Annotated in this window: 26 protein-coding genes and 1 tRNA gene; 17 read left to right on the top strand and 10 right to left on the bottom strand. The window is 67.2% G+C overall.

The window, feature by feature from the left end:
• The first annotated feature begins 5 nt into the window (after positions 1 to 5).
• The gene (rdgB, locus tag AB4Z48_RS03300; RefSeq protein WP_441612436.1) at positions 6 to 620 is read left to right on the top strand and encodes an RdgB/HAM1 family non-canonical purine NTP pyrophosphatase; all 615 of its coding nucleotides are present in this window, start codon (positions 6 to 8) and stop codon (positions 618 to 620) included.
• A complete protein-coding gene (gene hemW, locus AB4Z48_RS03305; RefSeq protein WP_441612437.1) occupies positions 617 to 1855 on the top strand; it encodes a radical SAM family heme chaperone HemW in 1239 nt (412 codons plus the stop codon). Before rdgB ends, hemW begins: the two co-directional genes overlap by 4 nt.
• Before the next feature lie 72 nt (positions 1856 to 1927).
• Here the strand turns inward: hemW and AB4Z48_RS03310 are convergent, their stop codons facing one another.
• On the bottom strand, positions 1928 to 2470 hold the full coding sequence (locus tag AB4Z48_RS03310) for a glycine zipper 2TM domain-containing protein (protein WP_441612438.1): 543 nt from the start codon (positions 2468 to 2470) through the stop codon (positions 1928 to 1930).
• Between the two features lie 231 nt (positions 2471 to 2701).
• Here AB4Z48_RS03310 and AB4Z48_RS03315 point away from each other — a divergent pair.
• The 5 genes from AB4Z48_RS03315 (at position 2702) to AB4Z48_RS03335 (ending at position 5334) form a co-directional block, all read left to right on the top strand.
• Positions 2702 to 2791: transfer RNA gene (locus tag AB4Z48_RS03315), tRNA-Ser, on the top strand.
• A gap of 400 nt (positions 2792 to 3191) precedes the next feature.
• Positions 3192 to 3323 (top strand): hypothetical protein, encoded by a 132-nt coding sequence (locus AB4Z48_RS03320; protein WP_441612439.1) that lies wholly within the window; start codon positions 3192 to 3194, stop codon positions 3321 to 3323.
• Positions 3320 to 3838, top strand: a complete 519-nt coding sequence (locus AB4Z48_RS03325; protein WP_441612440.1) for an RNA polymerase sigma factor — start codon at positions 3320 to 3322, stop codon at positions 3836 to 3838. Before AB4Z48_RS03320 ends, AB4Z48_RS03325 begins: the two co-directional genes overlap by 4 nt.
• On the top strand, positions 3835 to 4605 hold the full coding sequence (locus tag AB4Z48_RS03330) for an anti-sigma factor family protein (protein ID WP_441612441.1): 771 nt from the start codon (positions 3835 to 3837) through the stop codon (positions 4603 to 4605). The genes AB4Z48_RS03325 and AB4Z48_RS03330 overlap by 4 nt, the downstream gene beginning before the upstream one ends.
• 267 nt (positions 4606 to 4872) lie before the next feature.
• Positions 4873 to 5334 carry a hypothetical protein gene (locus tag AB4Z48_RS03335; RefSeq protein WP_441612442.1) on the top strand — a complete coding sequence of 154 codons (462 nt, stop codon included), beginning with the start codon at positions 4873 to 4875 and terminating at the stop codon, positions 5332 to 5334.
• Positions 5335 to 5354: 20 nt separating this feature from the next.
• Here the strand turns inward: AB4Z48_RS03335 and AB4Z48_RS03340 are convergent, their stop codons facing one another.
• From AB4Z48_RS03340 to gudD, 3 genes are all read right to left on the bottom strand, one after another.
• Positions 5355 to 5732 carry a hypothetical protein gene (locus tag AB4Z48_RS03340; RefSeq protein WP_441612443.1) on the bottom strand — a complete coding sequence of 126 codons (378 nt, stop codon included), beginning with the start codon at positions 5730 to 5732 and terminating at the stop codon, positions 5355 to 5357.
• A gap of 136 nt (positions 5733 to 5868) precedes the next feature.
• Complete coding sequence (locus AB4Z48_RS03345; protein WP_441612444.1) at positions 5869 to 6876, bottom strand: Bug family tripartite tricarboxylate transporter substrate binding protein; 1008 nt, start codon at positions 6874 to 6876, stop codon at positions 5869 to 5871.
• A 105-nt stretch (positions 6877 to 6981) separates the two neighbouring features.
• Complete coding sequence (gene gudD / locus AB4Z48_RS03350) at positions 6982 to 8370, bottom strand: glucarate dehydratase (RefSeq protein WP_441612446.1); 1389 nt, start codon at positions 8368 to 8370, stop codon at positions 6982 to 6984.
• A gap of 233 nt (positions 8371 to 8603) precedes the next feature.
• Here gudD and AB4Z48_RS03355 point away from each other — a divergent pair, with 233 nt between their 5' ends.
• Complete coding sequence (locus AB4Z48_RS03355) at positions 8604 to 9350, top strand: FadR/GntR family transcriptional regulator (protein ID WP_441612447.1); 747 nt, start codon at positions 8604 to 8606, stop codon at positions 9348 to 9350.
• Between the two features lie 161 nt (positions 9351 to 9511).
• Positions 9512 to 11089, top strand: coding sequence for an aldehyde dehydrogenase (NADP(+)) (locus tag AB4Z48_RS03360; RefSeq protein ID WP_441612448.1), 1578 nt, complete (start codon positions 9512 to 9514; stop codon positions 11087 to 11089).
• Between the two features lie 272 nt (positions 11090 to 11361).
• Here AB4Z48_RS03360 and AB4Z48_RS03365 read toward each other — a convergent pair whose 3' ends face one another.
• Together AB4Z48_RS03365 and AB4Z48_RS03370 are read right to left on the bottom strand one after the other, a co-directional pair.
• Positions 11362 to 11889, bottom strand: a complete 528-nt coding sequence (locus AB4Z48_RS03365; protein WP_441612449.1) for a hypothetical protein — start codon at positions 11887 to 11889, stop codon at positions 11362 to 11364.
• 12 nt (positions 11890 to 11901) lie between these two features.
• Positions 11902 to 13152, bottom strand: a complete 1251-nt coding sequence (locus tag AB4Z48_RS03370; protein WP_441612450.1) for a DUF2092 domain-containing protein — start codon at positions 13150 to 13152, stop codon at positions 11902 to 11904.
• A 226-nt stretch (positions 13153 to 13378) separates the two neighbouring features.
• On the opposite strand from AB4Z48_RS03370, the gene AB4Z48_RS03375 reads away from it, so the two are divergent.
• Together AB4Z48_RS03375 and AB4Z48_RS03380 are read left to right on the top strand one after the other, a co-directional pair.
• A complete protein-coding gene (locus AB4Z48_RS03375; protein ID WP_441612451.1) occupies positions 13379 to 14074 on the top strand; it encodes a hypothetical protein in 696 nt (231 codons plus the stop codon).
• A 132-nt stretch (positions 14075 to 14206) separates the two neighbouring features.
• A complete protein-coding gene (locus AB4Z48_RS03380; RefSeq protein ID WP_441612452.1) occupies positions 14207 to 14821 on the top strand; it encodes a hypothetical protein in 615 nt (204 codons plus the stop codon).
• 134 nt (positions 14822 to 14955) lie between these two features.
• Here the strand turns inward: AB4Z48_RS03380 and AB4Z48_RS03385 are convergent, their stop codons facing one another.
• The 4 genes from AB4Z48_RS03385 to AB4Z48_RS03400 are packed head-to-tail and all read right to left on the bottom strand — an operon-like array spanning position 14956 to position 18458.
• The gene (locus AB4Z48_RS03385) at positions 14956 to 16131 is read right to left on the bottom strand and encodes an osmoprotectant ABC transporter ATP-binding protein OsmV (protein ID WP_441612453.1); all 1176 of its coding nucleotides are present in this window, start codon (positions 16129 to 16131) and stop codon (positions 14956 to 14958) included.
• 1 nt (position 16132) lies between these two features.
• Positions 16133 to 16780 (bottom strand): ABC transporter permease, encoded by a 648-nt coding sequence (locus AB4Z48_RS03390; protein ID WP_441612454.1) that lies wholly within the window; start codon positions 16778 to 16780, stop codon positions 16133 to 16135.
• A gap of 10 nt (positions 16781 to 16790) precedes the next feature.
• A complete protein-coding gene (locus tag AB4Z48_RS03395; RefSeq protein ID WP_441612455.1) occupies positions 16791 to 17714 on the bottom strand; it encodes a glycine betaine ABC transporter substrate-binding protein in 924 nt (307 codons plus the stop codon).
• Positions 17715 to 17741: 27 nt separating this feature from the next.
• Complete coding sequence (locus AB4Z48_RS03400; protein ID WP_441612456.1) at positions 17742 to 18458, bottom strand: ABC transporter permease; 717 nt, start codon at positions 18456 to 18458, stop codon at positions 17742 to 17744.
• Positions 18459 to 19136: 678 nt separating this feature from the next.
• On the opposite strand from AB4Z48_RS03400, the gene AB4Z48_RS03405 reads away from it, so the two are divergent.
• From AB4Z48_RS03405 to AB4Z48_RS03430, 6 genes are all read left to right on the top strand, one after another.
• Positions 19137 to 20066, top strand: a complete 930-nt coding sequence (locus AB4Z48_RS03405) for a pirin family protein (protein ID WP_441612457.1) — start codon at positions 19137 to 19139, stop codon at positions 20064 to 20066.
• A gap of 404 nt (positions 20067 to 20470) precedes the next feature.
• Positions 20471 to 22048 (top strand): ABC transporter ATP-binding protein, encoded by a 1578-nt coding sequence (locus AB4Z48_RS03410; protein WP_441612458.1) that lies wholly within the window; start codon positions 20471 to 20473, stop codon positions 22046 to 22048.
• Positions 22041 to 23141, top strand: coding sequence for an ABC transporter permease (locus tag AB4Z48_RS03415; protein ID WP_441612459.1), 1101 nt, complete (start codon positions 22041 to 22043; stop codon positions 23139 to 23141). Before AB4Z48_RS03410 ends, AB4Z48_RS03415 begins: the two co-directional genes overlap by 8 nt.
• Before the next feature lie 17 nt (positions 23142 to 23158).
• Positions 23159 to 24079, top strand: a complete 921-nt coding sequence (locus tag AB4Z48_RS03420) for an ABC transporter permease (RefSeq protein ID WP_441612460.1) — start codon at positions 23159 to 23161, stop codon at positions 24077 to 24079.
• A 151-nt stretch (positions 24080 to 24230) separates the two neighbouring features.
• Positions 24231 to 25376 carry a BMP family ABC transporter substrate-binding protein gene (locus tag AB4Z48_RS03425; protein WP_441612461.1) on the top strand — a complete coding sequence of 382 codons (1146 nt, stop codon included), beginning with the start codon at positions 24231 to 24233 and terminating at the stop codon, positions 25374 to 25376.
• A 19-nt stretch (positions 25377 to 25395) separates the two neighbouring features.
• Entirely contained in the window at positions 25396 to 25797 is a 402-nt protein-coding gene (locus AB4Z48_RS03430) for a hypothetical protein (protein WP_441612462.1), read from the top strand.
• The last annotated feature ends 75 nt before the right edge of the window (positions 25798 to 25872 follow it).

The following is a 25872-nucleotide window of genomic DNA, read 5'->3' on the forward strand; positions in this document are numbered from 1 at the left end:
ACGCAATGCAACGCCTGGTCCTCGCCTCCAACAACCCCGGCAAGCTCGGCGAGTTCGGCGCCCTGCTGGCGCCGCTGGGCTATGACGTGGTGCCGCAAGGCCAGCTTGGCATCCCCGAAGCCGAAGAGCCTTTCGCCACGTTCGTCGAGAACGCGCTCGCCAAGGCGCGCCACGCCAGCCGCCTGGCCAGCCTGCCGGCGCTGGCCGACGACTCCGGCATCTGCGTGGACGCACTGGACGGCGCGCCGGGCGTCTACTCTGCGCGCTACGCGCAACTGGTGGGCAAGGCAAAGTCCGATGCCGCCAACAACGCGCACCTGATCTCGCAGCTGGCCGGCAAGCTCAACCGCCATGCCTACTACTACTGCGTGCTGGTGCTGGTGCGCCACGCCGACGATCCGCGCCCGGTCATCGCCGAAGGCGTGTGGGCCGGCGAGGTGGTCGACGCACCGCGCGGCAATGCCGGCTTCGGCTACGACCCGCACTTCCTGCTGCCGCAGATCGGCAAGACCGCGGCCGAGCTGAGCCCCGAGGAGAAAAACGCCGTCAGCCACCGCGCGCTGGCGCTCAAGGTGCTGACCGAACGCTTGCGCGCCTCGGGCCAGCACGGCCAGCCATGATCCCGATCATTCCCGTGGGCGCGGCGAGCGCGCCGGCGGACACCAAGTCGCTGTGGCTGCAGCCCGGCCAGCTCTCGCTGCCGGCGTCGCCGCCGCTCTCGCTCTACGTGCATATCCCGTGGTGCGTGCGCAAGTGCCCGTACTGCGACTTCAACTCCCATGCCGTGCCCGGCGCGGACGGCAGCCACGATATCCCGGAAGACGCCTATCTCGATGCGCTGCGGGCGGACCTGGAACAATCGCTGCCGCTGGTATGGGGCCGCCAGGTCCATACCGTGTTCATCGGCGGCGGCACGCCGAGCCTGCTGTCGGCCGCCGGCATGGACCGCCTGCTGTCCGACATCCGCGCGCTGCTGCCGCTCGATGCCGACGCCGAGATCACGATGGAGGCCAATCCCGGCACCTTCGAGGCCGAGCGCTTCGCCAGCTACCGCGCCAGCGGCATCAACCGCCTGTCGATCGGCATCCAGAGCTTCAACGACCGCCACCTCGCCGCGCTCGGGCGCATCCACGGCGGCGACGAGGCGCGTGCCGCCATCGGCATCGCGCTGGCCAACTTCGATAACGTCAACCTGGACCTGATGTACGCGCTGCCGGGGCAGACCCTGGCGGAATGCGTGCAGGACCTGGAAACCGCGCTCTCGTTCGGCACCACGCACCTGTCGCTGTACCACCTGACGCTCGAGCCGAACACCTTGTTCGCCAAGTTCCCGCCCGCGCTGCCGGACGACGACAGCGCCTACGAGATGCAGGACCTGATCGAGGCGCGCACCGCGCAGGCCGGCTACCGGCACTACGAGACCTCGGCCTATGCCAGGCCCCATCGCGAAGCGCGCCACAACCTGAACTACTGGCGCTTCGGCGACTACCTCGGCATCGGCGCCGGCGCGCACGGCAAGCTCTCGTTCCCGCACCGCGTGCTGCGCCAGATGCGCCACAAGCATCCGGCCACCTACATGGCGCAGGCCATGGCCGGCAACGCAGTGCAGGAAAGCCACGACGTCGCCGCGGCGGATCTCCCCTTCGAGTTCATGCTCAACGCGCTGCGCCTGACCGACGGCGTGCCGGCCAGCACCTTCTTCGACCACACCGGCCTGCCGCTGCATACCATCAGCCGCGACCTGGCCGCCGCCGAGAAAAAGGGCCTGCTCGAAGCCGATCTGGCCACCATCAGGCCCACCGAGCTGGGGCGCCGCTTCCTCAACGACCTGCAGGAGATGTTCCTGAAGGGCTGAGCCCCGGCAGCGCCCCTGCAAGCAAAACGGCCACCCTCGCGGGTGGCCGATTGCATCGTGCGGCACCTTCGATCAATAGGGCATTGCCATGTCGTTGGCAACCTGGGCGCGGGCGCCGATGCGCAGATTGCTCACATTGCGCTGCGTGACCGTGGCCATGCGGCCATCGTCGAGACGCACGTTGACGCGATAGACGGTCTCGGTGCCGCTGCTGGCACGCTTCTCGACCTGGTTGCCTGCCACGCCACCCACGACCGCGCCGCCGATGGTGGCGACGGTATTGCCGGTGCCGCCGCCGATCTGGTGTCCCAGCAAGCCGCCGGCAACGCCGCCGATCACGGTGCCCAGCAGGCCCGAACTGCTTTGCTGCGTGGTGACCGGCTCGATCGACTCGACCCGGCCGTACAGCACCGATCCGGGTGGCGCCTGGTAGGTGGTGGCGCCCGGAGTCTGGTAGGCGGGCTGCTGCTGCGGCGGAGGCGGCGGGGCGTTGTTGTAGCCGCCGCCATACCCACCGTTATAGCCACCGCTGTAGCCGCCGCCCGGTGCCGCGCATCCGGCCAGACCCGCCACGGCGACCGCTGCCGCCACACCCACCAGAATTTTGCCCTTCATCAAATATCCTCCTCGATTGACCGCAATGTTGACCGCAATGGCTTGCATTGCCGAAAGCCGGGGAACGCGGCCCTGTCGCCATGCGCCCCCCCACGCATCATAGGAGCCCGGCACCACTTCGAAGGTTCCGCCCTGTCCGACAGACACCGACAAGACCACATCAGGCAATCCTGCCCAAGAGCACGCGACCAGGCGCAGCTCCCTTGCTATAATGCGCGCTCTTTCCTTCCCGGAAGCGTGGCCGAGTGGTTTAAGGCAGCAGTCTTGAAAACTGCCGATGGGGTGACCCATCCGTGAGTTCGAATCTCACCGCTTCCGCCAGTTTCCCTGTCACACGGCGGCCTGCGGGTTGCGTCATTGCGCTCCCGCCTTGGCAAGCGGCACGCGCGCCGGCCACGAGCGCTGGTCGCCCCCGGCGGCATGCGTGCCGACCTTCCCCCCTTGATGCCCGCAAGCCCGTGCACGGCGCTTGAACACTGAACGGCCCTGCGCGTCTCGATCGCGTGATCGCTTGATGACCGCATCAACGCCCTGCGCCTCCTGCCCGAGCGGCGGGAATAAATCCCGGTCGCGGCTCGTTTACCGTATTGGGCAGGCCGAACGGAACCCGGTGTGAGGACAGACGCGATGTCGAGGAGATCGATCGACACTGCGGCCGGTCGCCGGAGTCCTGCCTCATGCATCAGCCTGGCAATCCAGGGCAGGACACGAGGAGATCGAATTGGAAGTGCTTCGCCTGATTCCGGCCGTGCTGCCCGCCGCCATGGCGCCGGCGCCATATTTCACCGGCGGCTCGCCCGCCCCTTGCTACAGCGGCAGCCGACCGGGCAGCCTGGCCGGCTGGCTGCGGTGAGCCTGGAGCAAGATCTGGCGGCCTGGCTACCGCAACTGCGGCGCTATGCGCGCGCGCTGACGGGCGACGCCGCCTGGGCGGACGACCTCGTGCAGGACACCGTTGAGCGCGCACTCGGCTGGGCCTCGCTGCGCGCCCACAAGAATACGCGCGCCTGGCTGTTGACCGTGCTGCGCCACCTCTATATCGACCAGTTGCGCAAGCGGCATGAGTTCACCGTCGATGACGGCGACCCGCTCTGGGAGCGGCTGGAATCGCCGGACCAGCAGATCGAGGGATTGCTGTTGCGCGATGTGCAGCGCGCGCTGTACCGGCTGCCTCCGGACCAGCGCGAGGTGCTGTTGCTGGTGGCGCTGGAGCAACTGAGCTACCGGGAGGCCGCCGCGATCCTGCAGGTGCCCGTGGGTACCGTGATGTCGAGACTGTCGCGCGCGCGCGAGCACCTGCGCGCCCTTCTCCAGGATGGCGCCGGCCAGCGCCCCACCCAACTCAAAGCCGTGAGGAGCACGTCATGACCGACGATCGCGATCCTGCCACGCCGCCGGAGCCGGACCTCGAACGTCTGTCGGCCCTGGTAGACGGTGAGTTGTCGCCACGGGCACAAGCCGAAGCCCTGGCCGGGCTGGCGCATGACGAGCAGGCCACCGCGCGGGTGGCCGACTACCGGCGCCAGTGCGCCGCGCTCAAGGCGCTGTTTCCGCCGCAGCACGATGCGCGCTACCTGGTGGTGCGCGCGCGGCCGAACTGGTGGTGGCGTGGCGCAGCGGCGCTGGGGTGCCTGGTCGTCGGCCTGGCGCTCGGCACGGGCGCCGCCCGCTTGCCGGGTGCCGCGGCCGACCCCGCTGCCTTTGCCCGCCATGCCGACCTGGCCTATGCGGTCTTTGCCGTCGAGCAACGCCACCCGGTCGAGGTGCCCGCATCCGACCAGGCTCATCTCGTGGCATGGCTGTCGCGCCGGCTGTCGCGCACGCTGACCATCCCGGTGCTGGACGACTTCGGCTACAAGCTGATGGGTGGCCGGCTGCTGCCCGGCGCAACCGGCCCCGCGGCGCAGTTGATGTACGAGAACCCGGCGGGAGAGCGGCTGACCCTGTACATCGCCTCTGCCTCCTCCACGCATCCCTCGGTCAGCGTGTTGCGCGAGAATGAAAGGCGCACCTTCTACTGGGCCACCGGCGGCGCGGGCTATGCCGTTTCGGGACAAAGCACCGAGCCGCGCCTGCGGGAGATTGCACTGGACGTGTGCGGCAGCCTGGGCGGCGCCCCCGAGGAATGGCGTTGAGCGGTGGCCGATAAATCCCGTGCTCCGGGGGAATAAAGCCGGCACCTGATCCGTTTACATCGTGTGCAGGACCGTTCCGCGATGGACACGGAAACGGGACCCGCAGGCAAACCGATGTGCCTTCAGATAAGACCGGATTCCATACGGACATGCCGGAACGGGGCGCTGCGATCACAGACCGCTTTCACCGCTCTCGCCCCTCCCCCGGAAAACCAGCGCCGTAGGCCGTATCGTGACGTCGGGAGTTCTCGCTCGGGATGAACAACCATGGGCAAGCATTTCGCAGCCGCGGCGGCGGCACTGGCCGCCCTCGGCTTTGGCCTGCCGGCGGCAGGCCAGGACATATCAGGCCCACCCTGCGAGGAGATGTCGGGACAGGCCGTGATCAACGGCGTCCTGCAGCAAGTCCAGGGCCTGGCCTGCCTGCAACCCGATGGCAGCTGGCAGATGGTCGACACCGGCGACGCGGGCGTGATTACCTACGCCGCGCCCTACTATGACCCGTGGTATTGGGCACCATATGGCGTGGCGTTTGGCGGCGTGATCTTCATCGATCGCTTCCATCATGCCCACCATGTCGCACACGCGTTCTTCCGTGCGCCCGGGATGCGCGTCGGCGGTGGCTTCCGTGGCGGATTTCATGGCGGCGGGTTCCATGGGGGCGGTGGTGGCTTCCACGGCGGCTTCCATGGCGGCGGCGGAGGCGGCGGAGGCGGCGGCCATCACTGATGCGCATGCCATGGTGAACGTCACTCTCCGGCCGGCATCGTCAGCAGGCGGTACGCCTGCTCCTCGGAGATCTTCAGGCGGTAGTGACGAGACAGCATGCGGGCGAACTGGCGCGCCGCGGATGGCTCGCAGTGCCTGAGCTGTTCGCGGTAGGCCTCCAGTTCGAAACGCAGGCGCCAGCGCGGGCTGAGCAGGTAGAGCACGCCCATCAGGCCACCGGAGCGCCAGAATTGGCGCACATGGACCTTCTCGTGCTCGATCAGCGCATGGCTCGCGCCGGGCCGCAGCAAGATCAGCGGGCCGGGCGCGAATCCGTCGAAGCGGCGCGGCACCAGCCAGCGGGTCTCGATCAGCAGACACGGCGGCGACTTGCAGAGGCGGATCCTGGGGCGGTGCATGCCAACAAGCGTAACAGGCTTTGCTGCCAGCCTGCGCGACAGGCAACGCCCGCGTCCGCCCAATAAAAAAGCCCTGCCGTGAAGCAGGGCCAAGGAGCGTGAAACCGGTGCGCCCCGCCATCGGCGTGGCGTGGATTTATTCGCTGGTGATCTTCCCGGCTTCGATCACGGTCTTCCAGCGCTGCAGTTCCTGTTTCTCGAACTGGTCGAACTGCTCGGGCGTATTGGCGACGACCTCGAAACCGCTTTCGGCCAGCTTCTGCCGCATCTGCGGTTCGGCCAGCGCGCTGACCAGCGCGGCGTGCAGCTTGCCCTTGACGTCCTTGGGCAGCCCGCGCGGCGCGGCCACGCCCTGCCACGAGTAGACGTCCACTTCCTTCACGCCGCCTTCTGCCATGGTCGGCACATTGGGTAGCACCGCCGAGCGCTTGTCGCCGGTCACGGCCAGCGCCTTGAGCTTGCCGCTGCGGATATGCTGCAGCACCGCGTTGACGTTCTGGAACGAGGCGTCCACCTGCCCCGCCAACAGGTCGGAGATCGCGGGCGCGCCGCCCTTGTACGGCACGTGCAGTCCGTCGGTGCCGGATTTCTGCCAGAACAGCGCCGCGGTCAGGTGGTCCGACGAACCCGCGCCGGAGGTGGCGAAGGCGACCTTGCCCGGGTTCTTCTTCATGTACGCAACCAGTTCCTGCAGGTTCTTGGCCGGGAAATCAGGCTTGGTCACCAGCACGTTGGGCGCGCGCACGGCCACCGTCAGCAGGTCGAAATCCTTGGCCGGATCGTAGGGCAGGTTCTTCTGCAGGAAGGGGTTCACGGCGTACACGCCGATCGACGCCACCATCAGCGTGTAACCGTCGGCGGGCGCGCGCTTGACCATGGTCGCGCCGATGGCACCGGTCGCGCCCGGGCGGTTGTCCACCACAAATGGCTGGCCGAGCTTCTCGTTGAGCGGCACCGCCAGCATGCGCGCAATGGTGTCGGTGGAGCCGCCGGCCGGGAACGGCACCACCACCGATACGGCTTTGGTCGGCCACGTCTGCGCAGCGGCGGCGGTCATGCTGCCGGCTGCCGCCAGGGCGGCGATCAGCGCCCCGGCAAGCTTGAACAGCCTGCGCCGCGCGGCGGGTTGCTGGAACTTGGTCATCGTTGTCTCCTGGTTTCTTGTTGGATTTCTTGATGTCGCGAGCTTTCGACTTCTGATTGATACCGCTTTTTTATTGTTGGCGTTCCAGGCGGGAGGACGGCACCCCTACCGGACCATGCACGGCGCCTTGTTGTTGAACTTCCAGCCCGGGATCAGGAACTGCATGGCGACAGCGTCGTCGCGCGCGCCCAGCCCCATGCTCTTGTAGCGTTCGTGCGCCAGCGCCAGCTGCTCCACGTCGAGTTCCACGCCCAGGCCCGGCGCCGTGGGCACGGCCACCTTGCCATTCTCGATCTTGAGCGGCGCCTTGGTCAGGCGCTCGCCGTCCTGCCAGATCCAGTGCGTGTCGATGGCGGTGACGCGGCCCGGCGCGGCGGCGGCCACGTGCGTGAACATGGCCAGCGAGATATCGAAATGGTTGTTGGAATGCGAGCCCCACGTGAGACCCCACTCGGCACACATCTGCGCCACGCGCACCGAACCCTGCATGGTCCAGAAATGCGGGTCGGCCAGCGGAATGTCCACCGATTGCAGGCGCACCGCATGGCCCATCTGGCGCCAGTCGGTGGCGATCATGTTGGTGGCGGTGGGCAGGCCCGTGGCGGTGCGGAACTCGGCCATGATCTCGCGGCCCGAATAGCCGTCCTCGGCGCCGCAGGGGTCTTCCGCATAGGCCAGCACGCCATGCTTGTCGCGGCACAGCCGCACCGCCTCGGCCAGCGACCACGCGCCGTTGGGGTCGAGCGTGATGCGCGCCTTGGGGAAGCGCTCGGCCAGCGCGAGGATCGCTTCCATTTCTTCGTCGCCGCGCAGCACGCCACCCTTGAGCTTGAAGTCGTTGAAGCCGTAGCGCTCGAACGCGGCTTCGGCCAGCCGGACCACGCCCTTGGCGTCCATCGCCGCTTCATTGCGCAGGCGGAACCATGCGTTGTCCGCATCGGGCTCGCCGCGGTAGCCGAGCGTGGTGCGGTTACGGTCGCCGACGTAGAACAGGTAGCCCAGCATCTCCACCGCATCGCGCTGCTGCCCTTCGCCCAGCAGCGCGGCCACGGGCACGCCGAGGTGCTTGCCGAGCAGGTCGAGCAGCGCCGCTTCGAGCGCGGTCACCGCATGGATGGTGATGCGCAGGTCGAAGGTCTGCAGACCGCGGCCGCCGGCGTCGCGGCTGGCGAAGGCGCTGCGCACGCGGTTGAGCACCGCCTGGTGGTTGCCGATCGACTGGCCCACCAGCAGTTCGCGCGCATCTTCCAGCGTCTGGCGGATGGCTTCCCCGCCCGGCACCTCGCCCACGCCGATGTTGCCGGCACTGTCCTTGAGGATGACGATATTGCGGGTGAAGAACGGACCATGCGCGCCGGACAGGTTCATCAGCATGCTGTCGTGGCCGGCCACTGGGACCACGCTCAGTTCGGTGACGACCGGCGTGCCGCCGGGCGCGGACGTCGAACGTGTCGCCGACGCATCGTGGCTTGCGGGATTGGGCGTTTGGGTCATGTCGGGTTCCGGCGGAAAGCGCGGCGGTCGACCAGGCGACGCTGCGCTTAGGGTTGTCTCGGGCTTGGCGGTGCCGGATCGTGCCGGCTTTCTCATGCTAGCGATTCCGGCAGATTGTGCGCCCAGCAAGGCTGGCCGCGCATGTTTGTTGCCGGATGGCTGTTATCGGTCGTCATATGACTTACGACGAAGTATAATGAGCGCATTGCGATCCGGTCAAGTCCCCGCCAACCATGTCAAACCCCATGCTTGCTTCCTCCACTCCGCTGCGGCGCCGCGGCCGTACGCTTGCCGAAGAGGCAGTGAGCAGCCTGAGCGAACGCATCCAGCAAGGCGCGCTCAAGCCGGGCGACAAACTCCCGACCGAGTCCGAGATCATGAGCGCGCTCGGCGTCAGCCGCACCGTGGTGCGCGAGGCGCTGTCGCGACTGCAGGCCAGCGGCCTGGTCGAGACGCGCCATGGCATCGGCACCTTCGTGCTGGCCCGCCCCGCCGAAAGCGCCTCGCCGTTCCGCATCGATCCCGCCACCATGGTCACCGCCATGGACGTGCTGGCCATGCTGGAATTCCGCGTCAGCCTGGAAGCCGAGGCGGCCAGCCTGGCAGCCTCGCGCCGCAGCGACGAGCAACTGGCTACCATGCGCCAGGCCCTGGACGAGCTCAAGCGCACCGCCACCGACGGCAAGGACTCCGTCGGCGCGGACTTCGAATTCCACCTGACCATCGCGCGCGCAACCGGCAACCGCTATTTCACCGACATCATGGGCCACCTGGGCACCATGGTGATCCCGCGCAGCCGCCTGCACGTGAGCGCGCAAGAGCGCGAGCAATATCTCGAGCGCGTCAACATCGAGCACGAGAATATCTACGACGCCATCGAACGGCGCGATCCCGAAGGCGCCAAGGCGGCGATGCGCATGCACCTCACCAACAGCCGCGAACGGCTGCGCAAGGCGTCGGCCGCGCTCGACGCCGGCTGATCCGCGCCCCGCACCCGCCTGGCGCGGGTTCTCCCGCTTGCAGGCAAGGTCTCTGATGTTGTAGGATGTCTTATAACGAAGCGCAGCGAATGCGACTGTGCCCGGCCCGTCACCCGCCCGCTGCCCGGGCGCCTTAATTGACCGCAGTTGAAGGAACCCTCATGACCATCACCGGCGAAATGCTGATCGGCGCCAGCGCCGTACGCGGCACCGCGAAGATCCTCCATGCCACCAACCCGGCTACGGGCGAAACGCTCGCACCGGAATTCCACGGCGGCGACGCGGCCGATGCCGAGCGCGCCTGCGCGCTGGCAGAAGCGGCCTTCGATACCTACCGCAACACCTCGCCCGAGGCCCGCGCCAGGTTCCTGGAGTCCATCGCCACGGGCCTGGAAGCGCTGGGCGATACGCTGATCGAGCGCGCCCATGCCGAAAGCGCGCTGCCGATCGCGCGCCTGCAGGGCGAACGTGCCCGCACCGCCAACCAGCTGCGCCTGTTCGCGAGCGTGCTGCGCGACGGCCGCTGGCAATCGGCCACGCTCGACTCCGCCCTGCCCGAGCGCACGCCGCCCCGGCCTGACCTGCGCCTGCAGAAGATCGCCGTGGGCCCGGTCGCGGTATTCGGCGCCAGCAACTTCCCGCTGGCGTTCTCGGTGGCCGGCGGCGACACCGCCTCGGCGCTGGCGGCCGGCTGCCCGGTCATCGTCAAGGCACACTCGGGCCACCTCGGCACCTCCGAACTGGTCGGGCGCGTGATCCAGAAGGCGGTGGCCGATGCCGGCCTGCCGGAGGGCGTGTTCTCGCTGCTGGTGGGCTCCGGCTTCACCATGGGCACCGCCCTGGTGGCCAATCCGTCGATCCAGGCGGTCGGCTTTACCGGCTCGCGCAGCGGTGGCCTGGCCCTGGTGCAGACCGCGAACAACCGGCCGCAGCCGATCCCGGTCTACGCCGAGATGAGCAGCATCAACCCGGTGTTCCTGCTGCCCGCGGCGCTGAACGCACGCGCGGCCGAGATCGCGCGCAACCTGGTGGATTCGCTGGTGATGGGCGTGGGGCAGTTCTGCACCAACCCGGGCCTGCTGCTGGCAGTGGACAGCCCGGCGCTGGACGTGCTGCGCCAGGGCACGGTCGCGGCACTGGCGGAAAAAGCTGCCGCCACCATGCTGACGCCCGGCATCTGCCAGGCCTACGACAACGGCGTGGCGCAACTGAGCGATATCGAAGGGCTGCGCCGCATCGGCAGCGGCCTGGCGCCCACCGGCCCCAACCAGGCGCGTCCCGCGCTGTTCGAAACCACGGCGGAACGCTTCCTTGGCGACCACCGCATGGAAGCCGAAGTCTTCGGCCCCTCGTCGGTACTGGTGGTCTGCCGCAACCACGAGGAAATGCTCGCCGTGGCGCGCCGCCTGGAAGGCCAGCTCACCGCCACGGTGCAAGCCGATGCCGGCGACCGCGCCGAGGCCGCCAGCCTGCTGACCGTGCTCGAACGCAAGGTCGGCCGCGTGCTGTTCAACGGCTATCCGACCGGCGTGGAAGTCTCGTACGCGATGGTGCACGGCGGTCCGTTCCCGGCCACCTCGGACACCCGCGCGACCTCGGTGGGCGCGTCCGCCATCGACCGCTTCCTGCGTCCGGTGTGCTACCAGAACGTGCCTGTCGAGCTGCTGCCGCCGGCGCTGCAGGATGGCAATCCGCTGGGCGCATGGCGACTCACTGACGGCCAGCTGGGCCGCGACTAAGCGCGCGCCGCGTCTCGCACCGCCATGAAAATGGGCCGGAATTTCCGGCCCATTTTCTTTCGGCAAGACCGGGAGACGTCACGCGAACCGGGACTGGCCATTCCAGCCGAGGCCTTGAAACGCGCCGGCCGCGTCATCGCCCGAATTCGGCAACGCTGCTGCCAGATGCGTGGCACGCACAGCAACGCTAAGTATCTACGTGTCCCGCAGCGGATCGCCGGCCAAGAAGCAGCCGGCCACCTGGGCCGGCGGGATGCGAACACCCGGGATGCTCAGTAAGGTGGACTGATCACGACGTACTGCCCACCCTGCGGCTGGTACCACGTATTGCCGCACTGCTGGTAGACCATGCCACCGTAGTTGACGGGCACGCACCCTGGCGGGACGGTGCGCACCATGGAGCCCACGACTGCGGCAGTCACCGCAACCGTGGCCGTGACCGCGGCCGCCGTCGCGACCGGGTGATAGTCATTGTCCCAGCCGCCGTGGCAACAACCACCGCCCTCGACGTTCACGTTGACGTTCTTGCTGGCGTTGACGTTGACGTTCCTGTTGACGTTGTTGACGTTGTTGACGCTTGTACTGCGGACATCGTTGGTACGCGCGTCCGCGCTCCTGTTGTCGATCTGCCTGCCCCCGCCTCCAGCGGCGGCTGCAGCGCCGCCGCCGCCACGAGCGCCGCCGCCGCCACCGCCGCCACCGCCGCCCACGCGCGCCTCAGCCACAGGGGCCCAGCCATAGGTCGCCAGAACGAGAACGCTCAGGAGCACCAGGAACAACTTGCCGAATGCTTGTCTCATGGCGGCTCTCCTTTACTGGTTCTTCACGGGAACGAACTCGGCCAATCTGGCACCCTTCGGCGGCGTGAAGGTGAAGGTCGACTCCTTGAACTTTGGATTCAGCCTCCAATCGAGCAGGGTGACCGATTGCGGACGCGCGTCGTCGGCGCGATTGGTGATCACCAGCTTGCGCGGCAGAGGCTTGGTCCCGTTGGCAATCCAGATCTGCCAGTCGATCGCGCCCTGGCGGAAGGCGTAATGATCACAGAGCTCGCCGTCGACAAAGTCCTGGCCGGCATTCATCGCCGACTCCATATTGTCGAGCGGCGCGGCGGGGGTGCCCCACAGGAACAGGTCCGCGATCGGTAGTTCGATGCCGAATCGTTCCTTCAGGCGGCGCACCAGCCCGGCGAGGTTGTCGGCGAATTCCGCCTTTGAATAGGATTTCTGCGCCGGTGTATAGAGTGTCACCGTCTTGCCGTCGTAGATGAGGTCGCGTTGGGAACGGGCGCTATGCATGCGGGTGCGCAGCTTGTTCGGACGATCCACTTCGAGGTCTGCCGTCGCCGTGTGCTGGAGCTTCTGGCCGTCGGCCAGCACCCGCTCGCCGGTCAGCTCGATCGATACCTCGAAGCGCTTGAGCGACTGGAGATAGGTGCCCATGTCCTTGAGCGCCTGGATGGCTGCCGGATTGACTGCCTTGGCATCAGGCTGGGCCGTACCTGCCGGCGGAGCCGGGGCAGCCGGCGCGGCCGCGGATGCCGGGGCAGCCGGTGGAGCCGATGGTGTCGGGGCGAGCGTGCTGCATGCCCCGAGCGACATCGCCAGCAGGCTCGACGCCAGTATTCGTACCATGGTGATCTCCCAGAGTTGTGAAGGCCCGCCTGGAGCAATACGAATTGCGCAGTCGCCATGCCTATGCTTGCAGAGCCGCCGGAGAATTGGAATTAACTCTTGTAAGTACGTGATCTCAATTTTTTCAAGCGCGCAACGGCTTGCGCAGAGAGCAAGCCGGATCTGCGGGGCCTGAGCCGGGAACAACACGTCATCGGCCACCGGGGAGGCGAGCAGGGCACAACGCCATCGCGCGGTCGTAGCGGCCGGCCGGCAACAAGGCTGTGCATCGTCGGCGCGGCAAGCGGCGTGCCAGGTGCGACCTGCACGGCGAACCCACTGTGCCAAGGTGCCGGTCGACGTGATCCAGCGCCCCCGGACCGGATCGATCCCCTCGCAAGGCGACGTATCAGGCCCGACCGACGCACGGGGCGAGTTGACGACATGCACGCCTCGCACATCTCAAGTGAATACGATCGCCTTGCACTACTTCCTTCATCGCATAAATTACCTCTGCCTCGCGAGAGGTATTGAAATTTTTCACATCGAAATCACCGTAAGGCGAAGCGAACGAAGAAAGCCTTGTCTTGCGTCATTCATGAAAAAACATTGCCGGTATCGATGGAATTAAATTTCCATGGATCGATGCTGCCCGCGAATAACAGGAGGAGCAAAAATGGCTGTTCTGGATACCATCCGAAACGCGTTGAAGCCGGATGACACGAAGGCGCGCGAGCAACTCGAGATCTTGAAGAAGGCGGCAATGGGGGAGCTCGATAAATACCGCTCCGAGCTGATACAAAAGATGCGCAATCCGGACGCATTCCGGGAGGAGATCGTTCCGTACAAGATGTTCGAGCATATCGAGCAATATCGGGTCAGCGTCACTGACAAGGCCGCCGACGAAATTTCTTCAGTCGTCGATTCCTTTTTCTCGGGCGGCGAGAAAAACGTGAAGGACGGGTTCTCCACGCTGATCAAGTTCGCCTTCAACGCCATTCTTGGAAGCACATCGATCGGTGAATCGTCCACCAAGAATTGGTATATCGCCCTGGAGCGCGGCGCACTGATCCGTGTCGATGTGATGGCGTGGCGCTATAACTTCTCGGGCGATGGACTGATTGCCGAAGTCAAGAATGCATTTTGCTTTACGGCAACCAAGTCCTTCGTGGATGCGGAGGAACTCAAGGCGCAGGAACTCATTTATTTCGTTGCCAAGAGCCTGAAGCTGGAATCCGTGGAAGAGATCGTGAAGAACCCGACCCTGGAGCAATACGTCAGGCTGCTGAAGGACGGCTACAAGCGGGCGCCCGTTCACGATGCCATCGATAACTACGCAAGGCTGGCGGGACGCCCGGTCATGCTGAGATAGCAGCCGGCCGGCGTGGATGGCGCTATCGGGGCGAGTCCCTGGCGGCGCCGTCCGGCCGGAGATCCACCGGAGACCGGCGCTCGCTTCGCGCATGCCGGACGGGGAACGTTTCGCCCAACGAAGAGGTGGCTCATGCCGTTCAATCAGACACAGATCGAATCGATCATCCGGAAGTACGACGAGAACAAGGCATCGCTGGGCCGATACCCGGTCCCCACGCCGGAGACCATCAAGGTCATAGACGCCGTCATGCAGCTCGTGGCGCCATTGGATCTGATCGACGGCAAGGCCGACATCGCGGACGAGCTCGGTCACATCGCCATGGCCGTGATGCACATGCAGACCCCGAAGATCCAGTACGCCTTCGTTGTCGCCTTCTCCGGTGGCCGGCTGTCCAAGCCGAACTTCGACAAGATCCAGGCCGTCCTGAAGCCAGCCCCGCTCGTCGCGGCATTGAACATGCCGCTCGTGCCGGCCGACCAGCTGGCTTTCCAGTTCGTGTACCACATGCCGCCGCCCGACATAGCGACGTGGCCCTGCGCGGAGCCAAAGGCGCTGCTGGTGGCCGAGAACCTGGATGCAACGCTCCTGGGCTTCGCCTGCCGGTGGTACACCTGCTCCCAGCTTGCCACGCCGCACCGGCTGGACATCTCCTTCGTCTCCACGCGCGAGGCCTTCATGCTGCCTTGCGAGGCATGCTTCAACCTCTTCGGTGACGCGGCGCGGTGGCCGCACGTCCATCTCTGAGCCGCGGAGACGGCCTGCGACCAGGCCGCACCGGCCCCCGGAATGCAAGACGCCCGATGCGGTTCACCGGGCGTCCCTCGCTGCAACCTGAACAGCCACGACTACGTGCGGCGGGGCGTCAACCTTTGGCCGGCTCAGGCGGCGGCACGCTCGACGGGCGCCGGCGCCTGCGGCGCCCGGATCACCGGCGCGTTGCCGCGCGAGCGCCCTGAACTGAGATAGTCCGCGATCGATTCCTGCGTCACCTCGCCGAGATACACGCCCCCGGCATCGAGCACCGGCAGCCAGCTGGTGTTGTGCTGGTACATGCGCGACAGGACGATGCGCAGGTGCTCGTCGAAGGCCCCGGTGGCCTTGAAGGGACGCATCGCATCGGCGCACGCGCCCTGCCCGCCCCGCGCATCGCGGCGCGTGACGTAGCCCAGCGCGCGCTGCGCGGCGTCCACCACCGGCAACTGGCGCACATCGGCTTCATCCATGATGCCGAAGGCCTGCGCCAGCGGCATGTCCGGGGTGCAGCTCTGCGCCATGGTTGCCGCGTCGCCGGCGCGCACCAGCAGCAGGCGCTTGAGCGTGTTGTCATGGCCGACGAAGGCCTGCACGAAATCGTCCGCCGGATGCGCCAGCAAGGCGTCGGGATGATCGAACTGCACCAGCTTGCCGCGGCGGAACACGGCCACGCGGTCGCCCAGCTTGATGGCTTCGTCGATATCGTGCGAGACCATGATCACGGTCTTGCCGAGCTGGCGCTGCATCTGGAAGAACTCGTTCTGGATGCTCTCGCGGTTGATCGGATCGACCGCGCCGAACGGCTCGTCCATCAGCAGCACCGGCGCGTCCGCGGCCAGCGCGCGGATCACGCCGATGCGCTGCTGCTGCCCGCCCGACAGCTCGCGCGGGTAGCGCGACAGCATCTTGTCCGGATCGAGCTGCACCATCGACATCAGCTCGCGCGCGCGCTCGCGGCTGCGCTTCTTGTCCCACCCCAGCAGGCGCGGCACGACCATGATGTTCTCTTCGATGGTCATGTTGGGGAACAGGCCGATCTGCTGGATCACGTAGCCGATCTTGCGGCGCAGCGTCACCTCGTCCACGCGGGTGGTGTCCTCGCCATCGATCAGCACGCGGCCGGCGCTGGGCTGGACCAGGCGGTTGATCATCTTCAGCGTGGTGGTCTTGCCGCAGCCCGAAGGCCCGAGGAAGACGCAGATCTCGCCCTTGGGCACCGTCATGGAAACGGCATCGACGGCGTGCACTTCGGCGCCGTCCTTCTGGCGGAAGGTCTTGGTGAGTTGGTCGAGTTCAATCATGTCAGCGGATTCCTTTCGGTGTCAGCGCCCGCTGCAGCCACTGCAGGCAGGCATCGGCGACGATGGCGAGCACGCTGACCAGCACGGCACCCACCGCCAGCTTGCTCATGTTGCTCTGGCTGATCGCTTGCAGGATCAGCACCCCGAGGCCTCCCGCGCCGATGATGGCGGCGATGGTGGCCACGCCGATATTCATCACCACGGCGGTGCGCACGCCGCCGAGGATCACGGGCACGGCCAGCGGCAGGTCCACCAGCCGCATGCGCTGCCAGGTGGTCATGCCGATGCCGCGGCCGGCTTCCTGGATGCCGTCGTCCACGCTGTCGAGCGCCACGCAGGTATTGCGCATGATCGGCAGCAGCGAATACAGGAACACCGCGGTCACCGCCGGCACATAGCCCAGCGCGTGGCCGAAGCGCGCGAACACCGGGATCATCAGGCCGAACAGCGCGATCGAGGGCAAGGTCAGCACGATGGTGGCCAGCGTGAGCAGCGGTGTGGCGAGGAAGCGAAAGCGCGCGCACAGGATGCCCAGCGGCACGCCCGCCAGGATCGCCAGCCCCACCGCGGAGCCCACCAGCGCCAGGTGCTGGCCGGTCAGCTTGAGCAACGTGGGCCAGCTGTGCTGCAGGTAAGTCATCAGGTCCATGCGGCCTCCTTCAGATCAGGCCGTGGCCGCGCAGGAATTCCTGCGCCACCTTGTCGACCGGCTGCTGGCCGATATCGACCTTGTAGTTCATCTCGGTCATGGCCTCGTTGTCGAGCGTGGCCGAGAGCGCATTGAGCAGTCCGGCCAGTTCCGGGTGCCGCTCCAGCGCAGCCTTGCGCACCACCGGCGCGGCGTTGTACGCGGGGAAGAAATGCTGGTCGTCTTCCAGCAGCACGAGGTCGAAGCCCTTGACGCGGCCGTCGGTGGTGTAGACCAGGCCCAGTTCGACCTGGTCGTTCTTCAGCGCGGTGTAGACCAGGCCGGGATCGAGCTGAATCACGTCGCGGCGCGAGAACGGCAGCTTGTAGCGCGCCTTGAGCGGCTCCAGGCCATCCGGGCGCGCCGCGAACTCCATGTCGACGGCGAACGGATGCGCCGTGCCCTCGCCGGCCGCGCGCATTTTTTCGGCGAAGGCCGACAGCGTGGTCACGCCGGCGGCGTCGGCGCGCTTGCGCGGCATCGCCAGCGCGTAGGTGTTGTTGATGCCGGAGGCATCGAGCCATACCAGGCCGCGCGCGGCGTCGAGTGTCTTGACGCGTTCGTAGCTCGCCTGCGCGTCGAGCTTCTCCTCGACCTTGTTGAAGACGATCAGCGCGGTGCCGGTGTAGTCCCACACCACGTCGAGCTGGTCGCTTTCCATGGCCTGGCGCATCAGCGTGCTGCCCAGGCCGGAAGTCAGCTCGGTGGCCAGGCCCTTGGCCCTGAGGTACTGCGCCGTCATCGACGACAGGATCAACTGCTCGGTAAAGTTCTTGCCGCCCACGCGCACGGGATCCGCGGCGGCGGGCGCGGCCACTGCGGCCAGGGCCGCGGCGGCGGCAAGGCCGGCCAGCAGGCGGCCTGCGCGCGCGAGCGCGCTGGTGATGGAATGCATCGGGTTCTCCTTCATGTGCGGCGGCCTTCAGCGCGCCAGGCCGCGGCTGCGCAGGTAGCAGTAGCCGGCGGCGGCGAACAGGCCGTCGAGCGCCAGGGCGAGCAGCGCGGTAGCCGCGGCGCCCAGCAGCAGCAGGGGCTGGTTGTTCAGGTAGATGCCAGGGAAGATCAGCTCGCCCAGGCTGTTGGCGCCGATCAGGAACGACAGCGGCACCGTGCCGACGTTGATCACCAGGCTGATGCGCACGCCCGCCAGGATCACCGGCAGCGCATTGGGCAGTTCGACGCGCAACAGGCGCTGGCGCGGTGTCATGCCCAGGCCGCGCGCGGCTTCGGTCAGGGCCGGCGAGACGCCGAGCAGGCCCTCGCAGGTATTGCGCACGATCGGCAGCAGCGAGGCCAGCCACAGCGCCAGGATGGCCGGCCGCTCGCCGATGCCGAGCACGGCCAGTGCCAGCGCCAGCACCGCCAGCGAAGGCACGGTGTTGCCGATATTGAAGACCTGCATCAGGCGCTCGGCCCAGCGGCGCATGCAGGGCCGGCTCAGGCCGATGCCGGCCGGCACGCCGGTGGCCAGCGCCAGCGCCATGGACCACGCCACCAGGCGCAGGTGGTCCGCCACGTCGTACCAGAGGCGGTCCTGGTATTGCCGGATGACATCGACGCCGATCCACGTGGCCAGGCCGGCCAGCGCGGCGAGCGCGAGACATCCCCAGGCGAGCGCCTGTACGGATTGCTTGGACATATTCCCCTCTTTTCCGCGCGCCGCACGTGGGCAGGAAGCACCACATCCGGACTGGCGGACGAAAACGGCCTCGGGCGGTGCAATTGGGGGCCGCCGGGCCTGACTAGATTGCCTTGCCCGCCATGACCGGCAGATGAGCCGGTGGACGGGCGCCGGGTTCCACGCGAAGGCGGGGAAACCCATTTGACGGGACGCCGGGCGTGCGAATGCCGGGGGTCCCTGGAGCGGCGCAACCCGCCGCGAAGATGCGGTACGGGAGGCCAGTGGCAGCGCAGAGTTGATGATTTCCGACGCGCCGCCGGATCAATCGGCCAACGCAGCGCAGGTAACGGACAAGACACAAACAAGGGCCAGGCAAACCTGCCGGGCCTTGCATCTTGCGCGGGATCACGCAGCATCGGATGACAACGAGAGCGCTATTATACGCATTTACGCCGATCTTGTCATCTTCCCGCTTTCCGGCCCGCTTGTGGGCGCATTTGCCGACGTTTGTCCGGCATCGTCGCGGACGCGGGCGCTGTTGCAAAAACCAGCTATAACGTGGCGGTCACCGTGCCACCGGCAGAACAATCTGTTGCCCTGCCGCCCTCTACCGCTTTTGGCCCAAACCCTTAAATTGGGAGGGTAGCCAACGGGCGGCGCGCCATTGCCGCCGCCCCAGCCAACAGGAGATCGAACATGGAACAACGCACTACCGCTACCGCCGTCGCGGCCACCGCCGAGGAAACCGTGCAGCGCTCGCGCGCGGTCGACCGCGTGGTGCGCGGCATCGCCACCTCGGATGGCGCCGGCGTCAAGCTGACCCGCGTACTGACGCAGAACCTGCAGCGCCGCCTGGACCCGTTCCTGATGCTGGATGCCTTCGGCACCGACAGCCGCGACGACTATATCGGCGGCTTCCCCGACCACCCGCACCGCGGCTTCGAGACCATTACCTATATGCTGGCCGGCCGCATGCGCCATCGCGACAGCGCCGGCAACGAAGGCCTGCTGGAAAACGGCGGCGCGCAGTGGATGGTGGCCGGCGCCGGCGTGGTGCATTCGGAGATGCCCGAGCAGGAGGACGGCCGCATGGAAGGCTTCCAGCTGTGGCTGAACCTGCCGGCCGCAGACAAGATGACCGCGCCCTGGTACCGCGACCTGCCCGCCGCCGCCGTGCCCACGGTCGCGCTGCCGAACGGCGCCACCGTGCGCGTGCTGGCAGGCGCTTCGCACGGCATGGCCGGCGCGGTGACGCGCCCGGTCACGGAGCCGCTGTACCTCGACGTGACGCTGCCCGCCGGACAGCATTTCTCGCAGCTGCTGCCGCCAGGCCACAACGCCTTCCTGTACACCTACCGGGGCGAAATCTCGGTAGGCACCGGCGACAGCGCGGCGGTGCTCGAAGCGCAGCGCATGGGCGTGCTGGACAACGCCGCGGGCGCCGACGGCGTGAGCGTGACCGCGGCGACCGATTCGCGCTTCCTGCTGATCGCGGGCCGGCCGCTGGGTGAGCCGATCGTGCAATATGGGCCGTTCGTGATGAACACCCAGGAGCAGATCTACCAGACGCTGGCGGATTTCCGCGAAGGCCGCTTCAGCCAGGTCGCGGCGAACAACGGCGCCTGACCGGCAGGACTGCGCCGATCCGCACCGGGCCGGGAACGCATCGCGCGCTTCCCGGCGCCGCACAGCGCCGGGAGCGTCCTGCCCCGGCGCTTTTTTTTGCCGCTTCCCGCCCTGCCTCGCGCGCTGCCGGACAGCCCCTCCTCCCGGCCCGCGCCGCGACGCACCCGTCACGTCCCGGCATGCGACTTGCAATCTTCCTGCAACCGTTGCGGGGCCGACAAAACTGTCCTGGACGGGCCGCCCGGCCCCCGCGCACTTATATAATCCACGCTTAATGAACGGCATCACCATTCCGTGATGGATGCTGCAATGCGTCGCGGCGATCCTGCCCCTCGCACGGCAGGAGGTGCTGCCTGACACGGACGTTGATCCACGTTGCTGCCATAACCACTCGAGCCGCCTCAGTGACCCTTAGCACACCCCCAAGGCTGGCGCTTGCCCATATCAGCAAGCGCTACCCCGGCGTGACCGCCAATGACGATGTCTCGCTCGTCGTCGCCCCCGGCGAGATCCACGCCGTCCTCGGCGAGAACGGCGCCGGCAAGTCCACCCTGATGAAGATCATCTTCGGCGCGGTCAAGCCCGACGCCGGCGAGATGCACTTCAACGGTGCGCCGGCCGCCATCCACAATCCGCACGACGCCCGCAACCTGGGCATCGCCATGGTGTTCCAGCATTTCTCGCTGTTCGACACGCTGACCGTCACCGAGAACATCGCGCTGGGACTGCCGCGCGGCAAGGGCAAGAATAGGGACAGCGCCAGCATGAAGCAGCTGGCCGAGCGCATCCGCGAAACCGCGCAGCGCTACGGCCTGCCGCTCGAGCCCAACCGCCACGTGCACACGCTGTCGGTGGGCGAGCGCCAGCGCGTCGAAATCGTGCGCGCGCTGCTGGCCAGGCCACAGTTGCTGATCCTGGACGAGCCCACTTCGGTGCTCACGCCGCAGGCCGTGCAGACGCTCTTCGTCACGCTGCGCCAGCTCGCCGCGGAAGGCACCAGCATTCTCTATATCAGCCACAAGCTCGACGAGATCCGCGAGCTCTGCCATAGCGCCACCGTGATGCGCATGGGCCGCGTCACCGGCGTGTGCGATCCGCGCCAGGAGAGCGCTGCCTCGTTGTCGCGCCTGATGATCGGCGGCGAGCCGCCGCGCGAGGCGCGCGTGCAGACCGAGCCCGGCGCCTGCCGGCTGGCGGTGCGCGCGCTCTCGCTGCCGCGCGCGCATGCCTTCGCCACCGAGCTGTCGGGCATTTCGATGGACCTGCGCGCCGGCGAGATCGTCGGCATCGCGGGCGTGTCCGGCAACGGCCAGCAGGAACTGCTGGCGGCGCTGTCGGGCGAGGACGTGCGTGCCGAGCGCGGCGCCGTGCTGCTCGACGACAAGCCGGTCGGCCGCCTCGACGCGCGCGCGCGCCGCCGCGCCGGCCTGGCCTTCGTGCCGGAGGAGCGCCTGGGCCGCGGCGCCGTGCCGGGCATGAGCCTGGCCGCCAACACACTGCTGTCGCACCAGTCCGCGCCGTACGTGCGGCGCGGCATGATTTCGCCGAAGGCGGCGGCCGGGCTGGCCCACGCCGTGATTGGCCGCTTCCGCGTCAAGGCGAGCGGGCCGGAGGCGCTGGCCAAGAGCCTGTCGGGTGGCAACCTGCAGAAATTCATCGTCGGCCGCGAGATCGAAAGCGGCCCCAAGGTGCTGATCGTGGCCCAGCCTACCTGGGGCGTGGACGTGGGCGCCGCGGCGCAGATCCATAACGAGCTGCTGGCCCTCAAGGCCACCGGCTGCGCGCTGCTGGTGGTGTCCGAGGAGCTCGACGAGCTGTTCGCCATCTGCGACCGCCTGCATGTGATCGCCAAGGGCCGGCTGTCGCCGTCGATCCCGACCCAGGACGCCACGCGCGAACAGGTCGGCCTGTGGATGAGCGGCTTGTGGGAAGGTGGCCCGGGCGGGCAGCGCGAACAACAGGAGGCCGTGCTCCATGGCTGATTTCCTGCTCCGCTCGCCCGTATCGCTGGCGCCGCGCGGGCTGCCCTCGCGCCGCATGGCCTATGCTTCGCCGCTGATCGCGCTGGCCCTGACGCTGATGTTCGGCGCCCTGCTGTTCCTGCTGCTCGGCAAGGACCCGATGGCCGCGCTCAAGGTCTTCCTGGTCGATCCGCTCAAGGACCGCCGCGCCATCGGCGAGGTGCTGCTCAAGACCGTGCCCCTGGTGCTGTGCGCGCTTGGCCTGTCGGTGTGCTACCGCGCCAATATCTGGAATATCGGCGCCGACGGCCAGCTGATCCTGGGCGGCATCTTCGCCGGCGCCACCGTGCTGTATTTCGACGTGCCCGGCAATGGCGTCAACGGCACCGTGGTGCTGGTGCTGGCATCGCTGGCCGGCGTGGCCGGCGGCATGTTCTGGGCCTCGCTCACGGCCGCGCTCAAGGACAAGTTCAACGCCAACGAGATCCTGGTGTCGCTGATGCTGACCTATATCGCGCAGCAGCTGATGCTGTACGTGGTCAATGGTCCGCTCAAGGATCCCAACGGCATGAACTTCCCGCAGTCCAAGGTGTTCTCGTCCGAGTTCCTGCTGCCCAACCTGCTGTCGGGCTCGCGCCTGCACGCGGGCTTCGCGGTGATGCTGGTGCTGGTGGTGCTGATGACGGTCTTCGTCTTCCGCAGCTTCGCCGGCTACCGCCTGCAGGTCGGCGGCACCGCGCCGGCGGCCGCGCGCTATGCCGGCTTCTCGGCGCGCCGCTCGCTGTGGAGCGCGCTGATGATCTCGGGCGGCACCGCCGGCCTGGCGGGTGCCTTCGAGGTGACCGGCCCGATCGGCCAGTTGCTGCCGTCGATCTCGCCCGGCTATGGCTTCACCGCGATCATCGTGGCCTTCGTCGGCCGCCTGCATCCGGTGGGCACCGTGTTCGGCGGCATCGTCATGTCGCTGTTCTACATCGGCGGCGAAATGGCGCAGTCGCGCCTGGGCCTGCCCTCGGCCATCGGCTCGGTGTTCCAGGGCATGCTGCTGTTCTTCCTGCTGGCCAGCGACACGCTGATCGACAACCGCCTGCGCTGGCGCGCCAAGGCCGCCTGAGCGAGAGCCCCCGACACATGGAACAATTCGCCCCTCTCATCGCCACCGCGATCAACGCCGGCACGCCGCTGCTGCTGGCCGCGCTTGGCCTGCTCATCAACGAGCGCTCGGGTGTGCTCAACCTCGGCGCCGAAGGCATGATGCTGGTCGCCGCCGCGGTCGGCTTCATGGCCGGCTACCAGACCCAGTCGCCGATGATCGGCTTCGCCGCCGGCGCACTGGCCGGCATGGCCATGGCCACACTGTTCTCGTGGCTGGCGCTGGTGCTGGCCACCAACCAGGTGGCCACCGGCCTGGCGCTGTCGATCTTCGGCACCGGCCTGTCGGCCTTCATGGGCCAGCGCTTCGTCGGCTACGCCATGCCTTCGCAGGCCAGGTCGATCCCCGGCCTGGCCGATATCCCGTTCTTCGGCCCGGCCTTCTTCCAGCATCACTGGATGGTGTATTTCAGCCTGCTGCTGTGCGCGGCCATCGCGTGGTTCCTGTTCCGCACGCGCGCCGGGCTGACCCTGCGCGCGATCGGCGAATCGCCGGAGTCGGCGCACGCGCTGGGCTACCCGGTGCGCATGATCCGCTTCGGCGCGCTGCTGTTCGGCGGCGCCTGCTGCGGGCTGGCCGGCGCCTACCTGTCGCTGGTGTACACGCCGATGTGGGTGGAGAACCTGGTGGCCGGACGCGGCTGGATCGCGCTGGCGCTGACCACCTTCGCCACCTGGCGCCCGGGCCGGGTGCTGGCCGGCGCGTGGCTGTTCGGCGGCGTCACCATCCTGCAGTTCTACCTGCAGGGCATCGGCGTGGCGGTGCCATCGCAGATCCTGTCGATGCTGCCCTACGCCGCCACCATCGTGGTGCTGGCACTGATCTCGCGCAACCCGGCGTGGATCCGCCTGAACATGCCGGCGTCGCTGGGCAAGCCGTTCCGCCCGGGTGTCGCCTGACCCGGCCAGCCGCGTCCTGTTCGCGTGGATCGCGCCCCCGCGGCGCCATCCACGCGCGGCCCTGCCGCATCCGGCCTCGTTTAGCGATTCAGAGCCATAGTTGCACCCTCAATCAAAAAAATCAGTAGCAAGGTCATTTCAAGGAGAAATCATGATCGTCACGCGCAGGAAAACCCTGGCGGCCCTCGCTGCCACCGCCGTGCTGGCCCTGGCTGGCTGCGGCAAGAAGGAAGCCGAAAAGCCGGCGGAAAGCGCCGCGCCCGCTTCGGCCCCCGCCGCCGAGCAGAAGGCCGAGCCGCTCAAGGTCGCCTTCGTCTACATCGGGCCCGTGGGTGATGCCGGCTGGACCTATGCGCACGACGCCGGCCGCAAGGCGGTGGAAGAAAAGTACGGCGACAAGGTGAAGACCTCGTTCGTCGAGAACGTGCCGGAATCGGCCGCGGACGCCGAACGCGTGTTCCGCGACCTGGCCGCGCAGGGCAACAAGCTGATCTTCGGCACCACCTTCGGCTACATGGAGTCGATGCTCAAGGTGGCCAAGGAATTCCCGGACGTGAAGTTCGAGCACGCTACCGGCTTCAAGACCGCGGACAACCTTGCGCAGTACGATGTGCGCACGTATGAAGGCGCGTACCTGGCTGGCGTGGTCGCCGGCAAGATGAGCAAGACCGGCAAGATGGGCGTGGTGGCATCGGTGCCCATCCCCGAGGTGATCCGCAACATCGACTCGTTCACCCTCGGCGCGCGCAGCGTCAATCCCAAGGCCACGGTCAAGGTCGTGTGGGTGAACAAGTGGTTCGATCCGGGCAAGGAGCGCGAAGCCGCCACCACCCTGATCGGCCAGGGCGTGGACATGCTCATGCAGAACACCGACTCCGCCGCCGTGGTGCAGACCGCGCAGGAAAAGGGCGTGTACGCCTTCGGCTGGGACAGCGACATGAGCAAGTTCGGCGAGAAGGCGCACCTGGCTGCCTCGGTGATCTCCTGGGGCGTCTACTACAACAAGGTGGTGGGCGACGTGCTGGCCAACCAGTGGAAGAACAGCACCACGTGGTGGGGCGTGAAGGAAGGCATGATCGACCTGAAGGGCTTCAACGCCGTGGTGCCGGATGACGTCAAGGCCCTGGTGGAAGAGCGCAAGAAGGGCATCGCCGACGGCTCGGCGCCGATCTGGAAGGGTCCGCTCAAGGACAACACCGGCAAGGATCAACTGGCCAAGGACCAGGTCGCCGACGACGGTTTCCTGCACGGCATCAAGTTCTACGTCGAAGGCGTGGAGGGGAAGATTCCGGGTTGATGGTTGGTGGAGGGAGGTAGTGAGAAGCGGTGGATGTGGTTTTTGGCATCTGCCGCTTTTTTTTGGATTGTCGGTGGGGGGCGGGGGCGGATTCGGTTTGGCTTTTTTGCTTCGATGTCTGAGGTTTTTTGCGTTTGATGCTGTTTGTGGTTTGTGGTTTGTGGGCTGGCGCTTGTGCTTCAAAGTCAACATCAACATCAACGTCAAAGGCTTTCGCTCCCCCGGAGCGACCTACTTTCTTTTCCCCGAAAAGAAAGTAGGCAAAGAAAGCGGGCTGCCTGGCCGGCAGGGGCAGAAACATTGGGATTCCCGGTGTTGCTGGTTTCGTCGTGGGGTTTTTGGTTCTGCTTGCATCCTGCCGTTACCGGGGCGGGCGGCCGCGATCTTGCTGGCGACAGTGGTTTCGGGGTCAGACCTATGATGGCGGGCGTACTGCTTGTCCGGCCATCTGCCGTTACCGGCTTAAGCGGCCACGGCATAGCACCCTCGTGGTTTC

The organism is Cupriavidus sp. 2TAF22 (assembly GCF_052115045.1).
GTDB lineage: Bacteria > Pseudomonadota > Gammaproteobacteria > Burkholderiales > Burkholderiaceae > Cupriavidus.

Coding starts and splice junctions, on each gene's coding strand:
- AB4Z48_RS03345 (WP_441612444.1), bottom strand. CDS start 6,876: ATGACCAAGTTCCAGCAACCCGCCGCGCGGCGCAGGCTGTTCAAGCTT.
- AB4Z48_RS03390 (WP_441612454.1), bottom strand. CDS start 16,780: ATGGACCTGATGACTTACCTGCAGCACAGCTGGCCCACGTTGCTCAAG.
- AB4Z48_RS03425 (WP_441612461.1), top strand. CDS start 24,231: ATGATCGTCACGCGCAGGAAAACCCTGGCGGCCCTCGCTGCCACCGCC.
- AB4Z48_RS03360 (WP_441612448.1), top strand. CDS start 9,512: ATGACCATCACCGGCGAAATGCTGATCGGCGCCAGCGCCGTACGCGGC.
- hemW (WP_441612437.1), top strand. CDS start 617: ATGATCCCGATCATTCCCGTGGGCGCGGCGAGCGCGCCGGCGGACACC.
- AB4Z48_RS03340 (WP_441612443.1), bottom strand. CDS start 5,732: ATGCACCGCCCCAGGATCCGCCTCTGCAAGTCGCCGCCGTGTCTGCTG.
- AB4Z48_RS03355 (WP_441612447.1), top strand. CDS start 8,604: ATGTCAAACCCCATGCTTGCTTCCTCCACTCCGCTGCGGCGCCGCGGC.
- AB4Z48_RS03400 (WP_441612456.1), bottom strand. CDS start 18,458: ATGTCCAAGCAATCCGTACAGGCGCTCGCCTGGGGATGTCTCGCGCTC.
- AB4Z48_RS03415 (WP_441612459.1), top strand. CDS start 22,041: ATGGCTGATTTCCTGCTCCGCTCGCCCGTATCGCTGGCGCCGCGCGGG.
- rdgB (WP_441612436.1), top strand. CDS start 6: ATGCAACGCCTGGTCCTCGCCTCCAACAACCCCGGCAAGCTCGGCGAG.
- AB4Z48_RS03385 (WP_441612453.1), bottom strand. CDS start 16,131: ATGATTGAACTCGACCAACTCACCAAGACCTTCCGCCAGAAGGACGGC.
- AB4Z48_RS03365 (WP_441612449.1), bottom strand. CDS start 11,889: ATGAGACAAGCATTCGGCAAGTTGTTCCTGGTGCTCCTGAGCGTTCTC.
- AB4Z48_RS03395 (WP_441612455.1), bottom strand. CDS start 17,714: ATGCATTCCATCACCAGCGCGCTCGCGCGCGCAGGCCGCCTGCTGGCC.
- AB4Z48_RS03405 (WP_441612457.1), top strand. CDS start 19,137: ATGGAACAACGCACTACCGCTACCGCCGTCGCGGCCACCGCCGAGGAA.
- AB4Z48_RS03335 (WP_441612442.1), top strand. CDS start 4,873: ATGGGCAAGCATTTCGCAGCCGCGGCGGCGGCACTGGCCGCCCTCGGC.
- AB4Z48_RS03375 (WP_441612451.1), top strand. CDS start 13,379: ATGGCTGTTCTGGATACCATCCGAAACGCGTTGAAGCCGGATGACACG.
- AB4Z48_RS03380 (WP_441612452.1), top strand. CDS start 14,207: ATGCCGTTCAATCAGACACAGATCGAATCGATCATCCGGAAGTACGAC.
- AB4Z48_RS03330 (WP_441612441.1), top strand. CDS start 3,835: ATGACCGACGATCGCGATCCTGCCACGCCGCCGGAGCCGGACCTCGAA.
- gudD (WP_441612446.1), bottom strand. CDS start 8,370: ATGACCCAAACGCCCAATCCCGCAAGCCACGATGCGTCGGCGACACGT.
- AB4Z48_RS03310 (WP_441612438.1), bottom strand. CDS start 2,470: ATGAAGGGCAAAATTCTGGTGGGTGTGGCGGCAGCGGTCGCCGTGGCG.
- AB4Z48_RS03420 (WP_441612460.1), top strand. CDS start 23,159: ATGGAACAATTCGCCCCTCTCATCGCCACCGCGATCAACGCCGGCACG.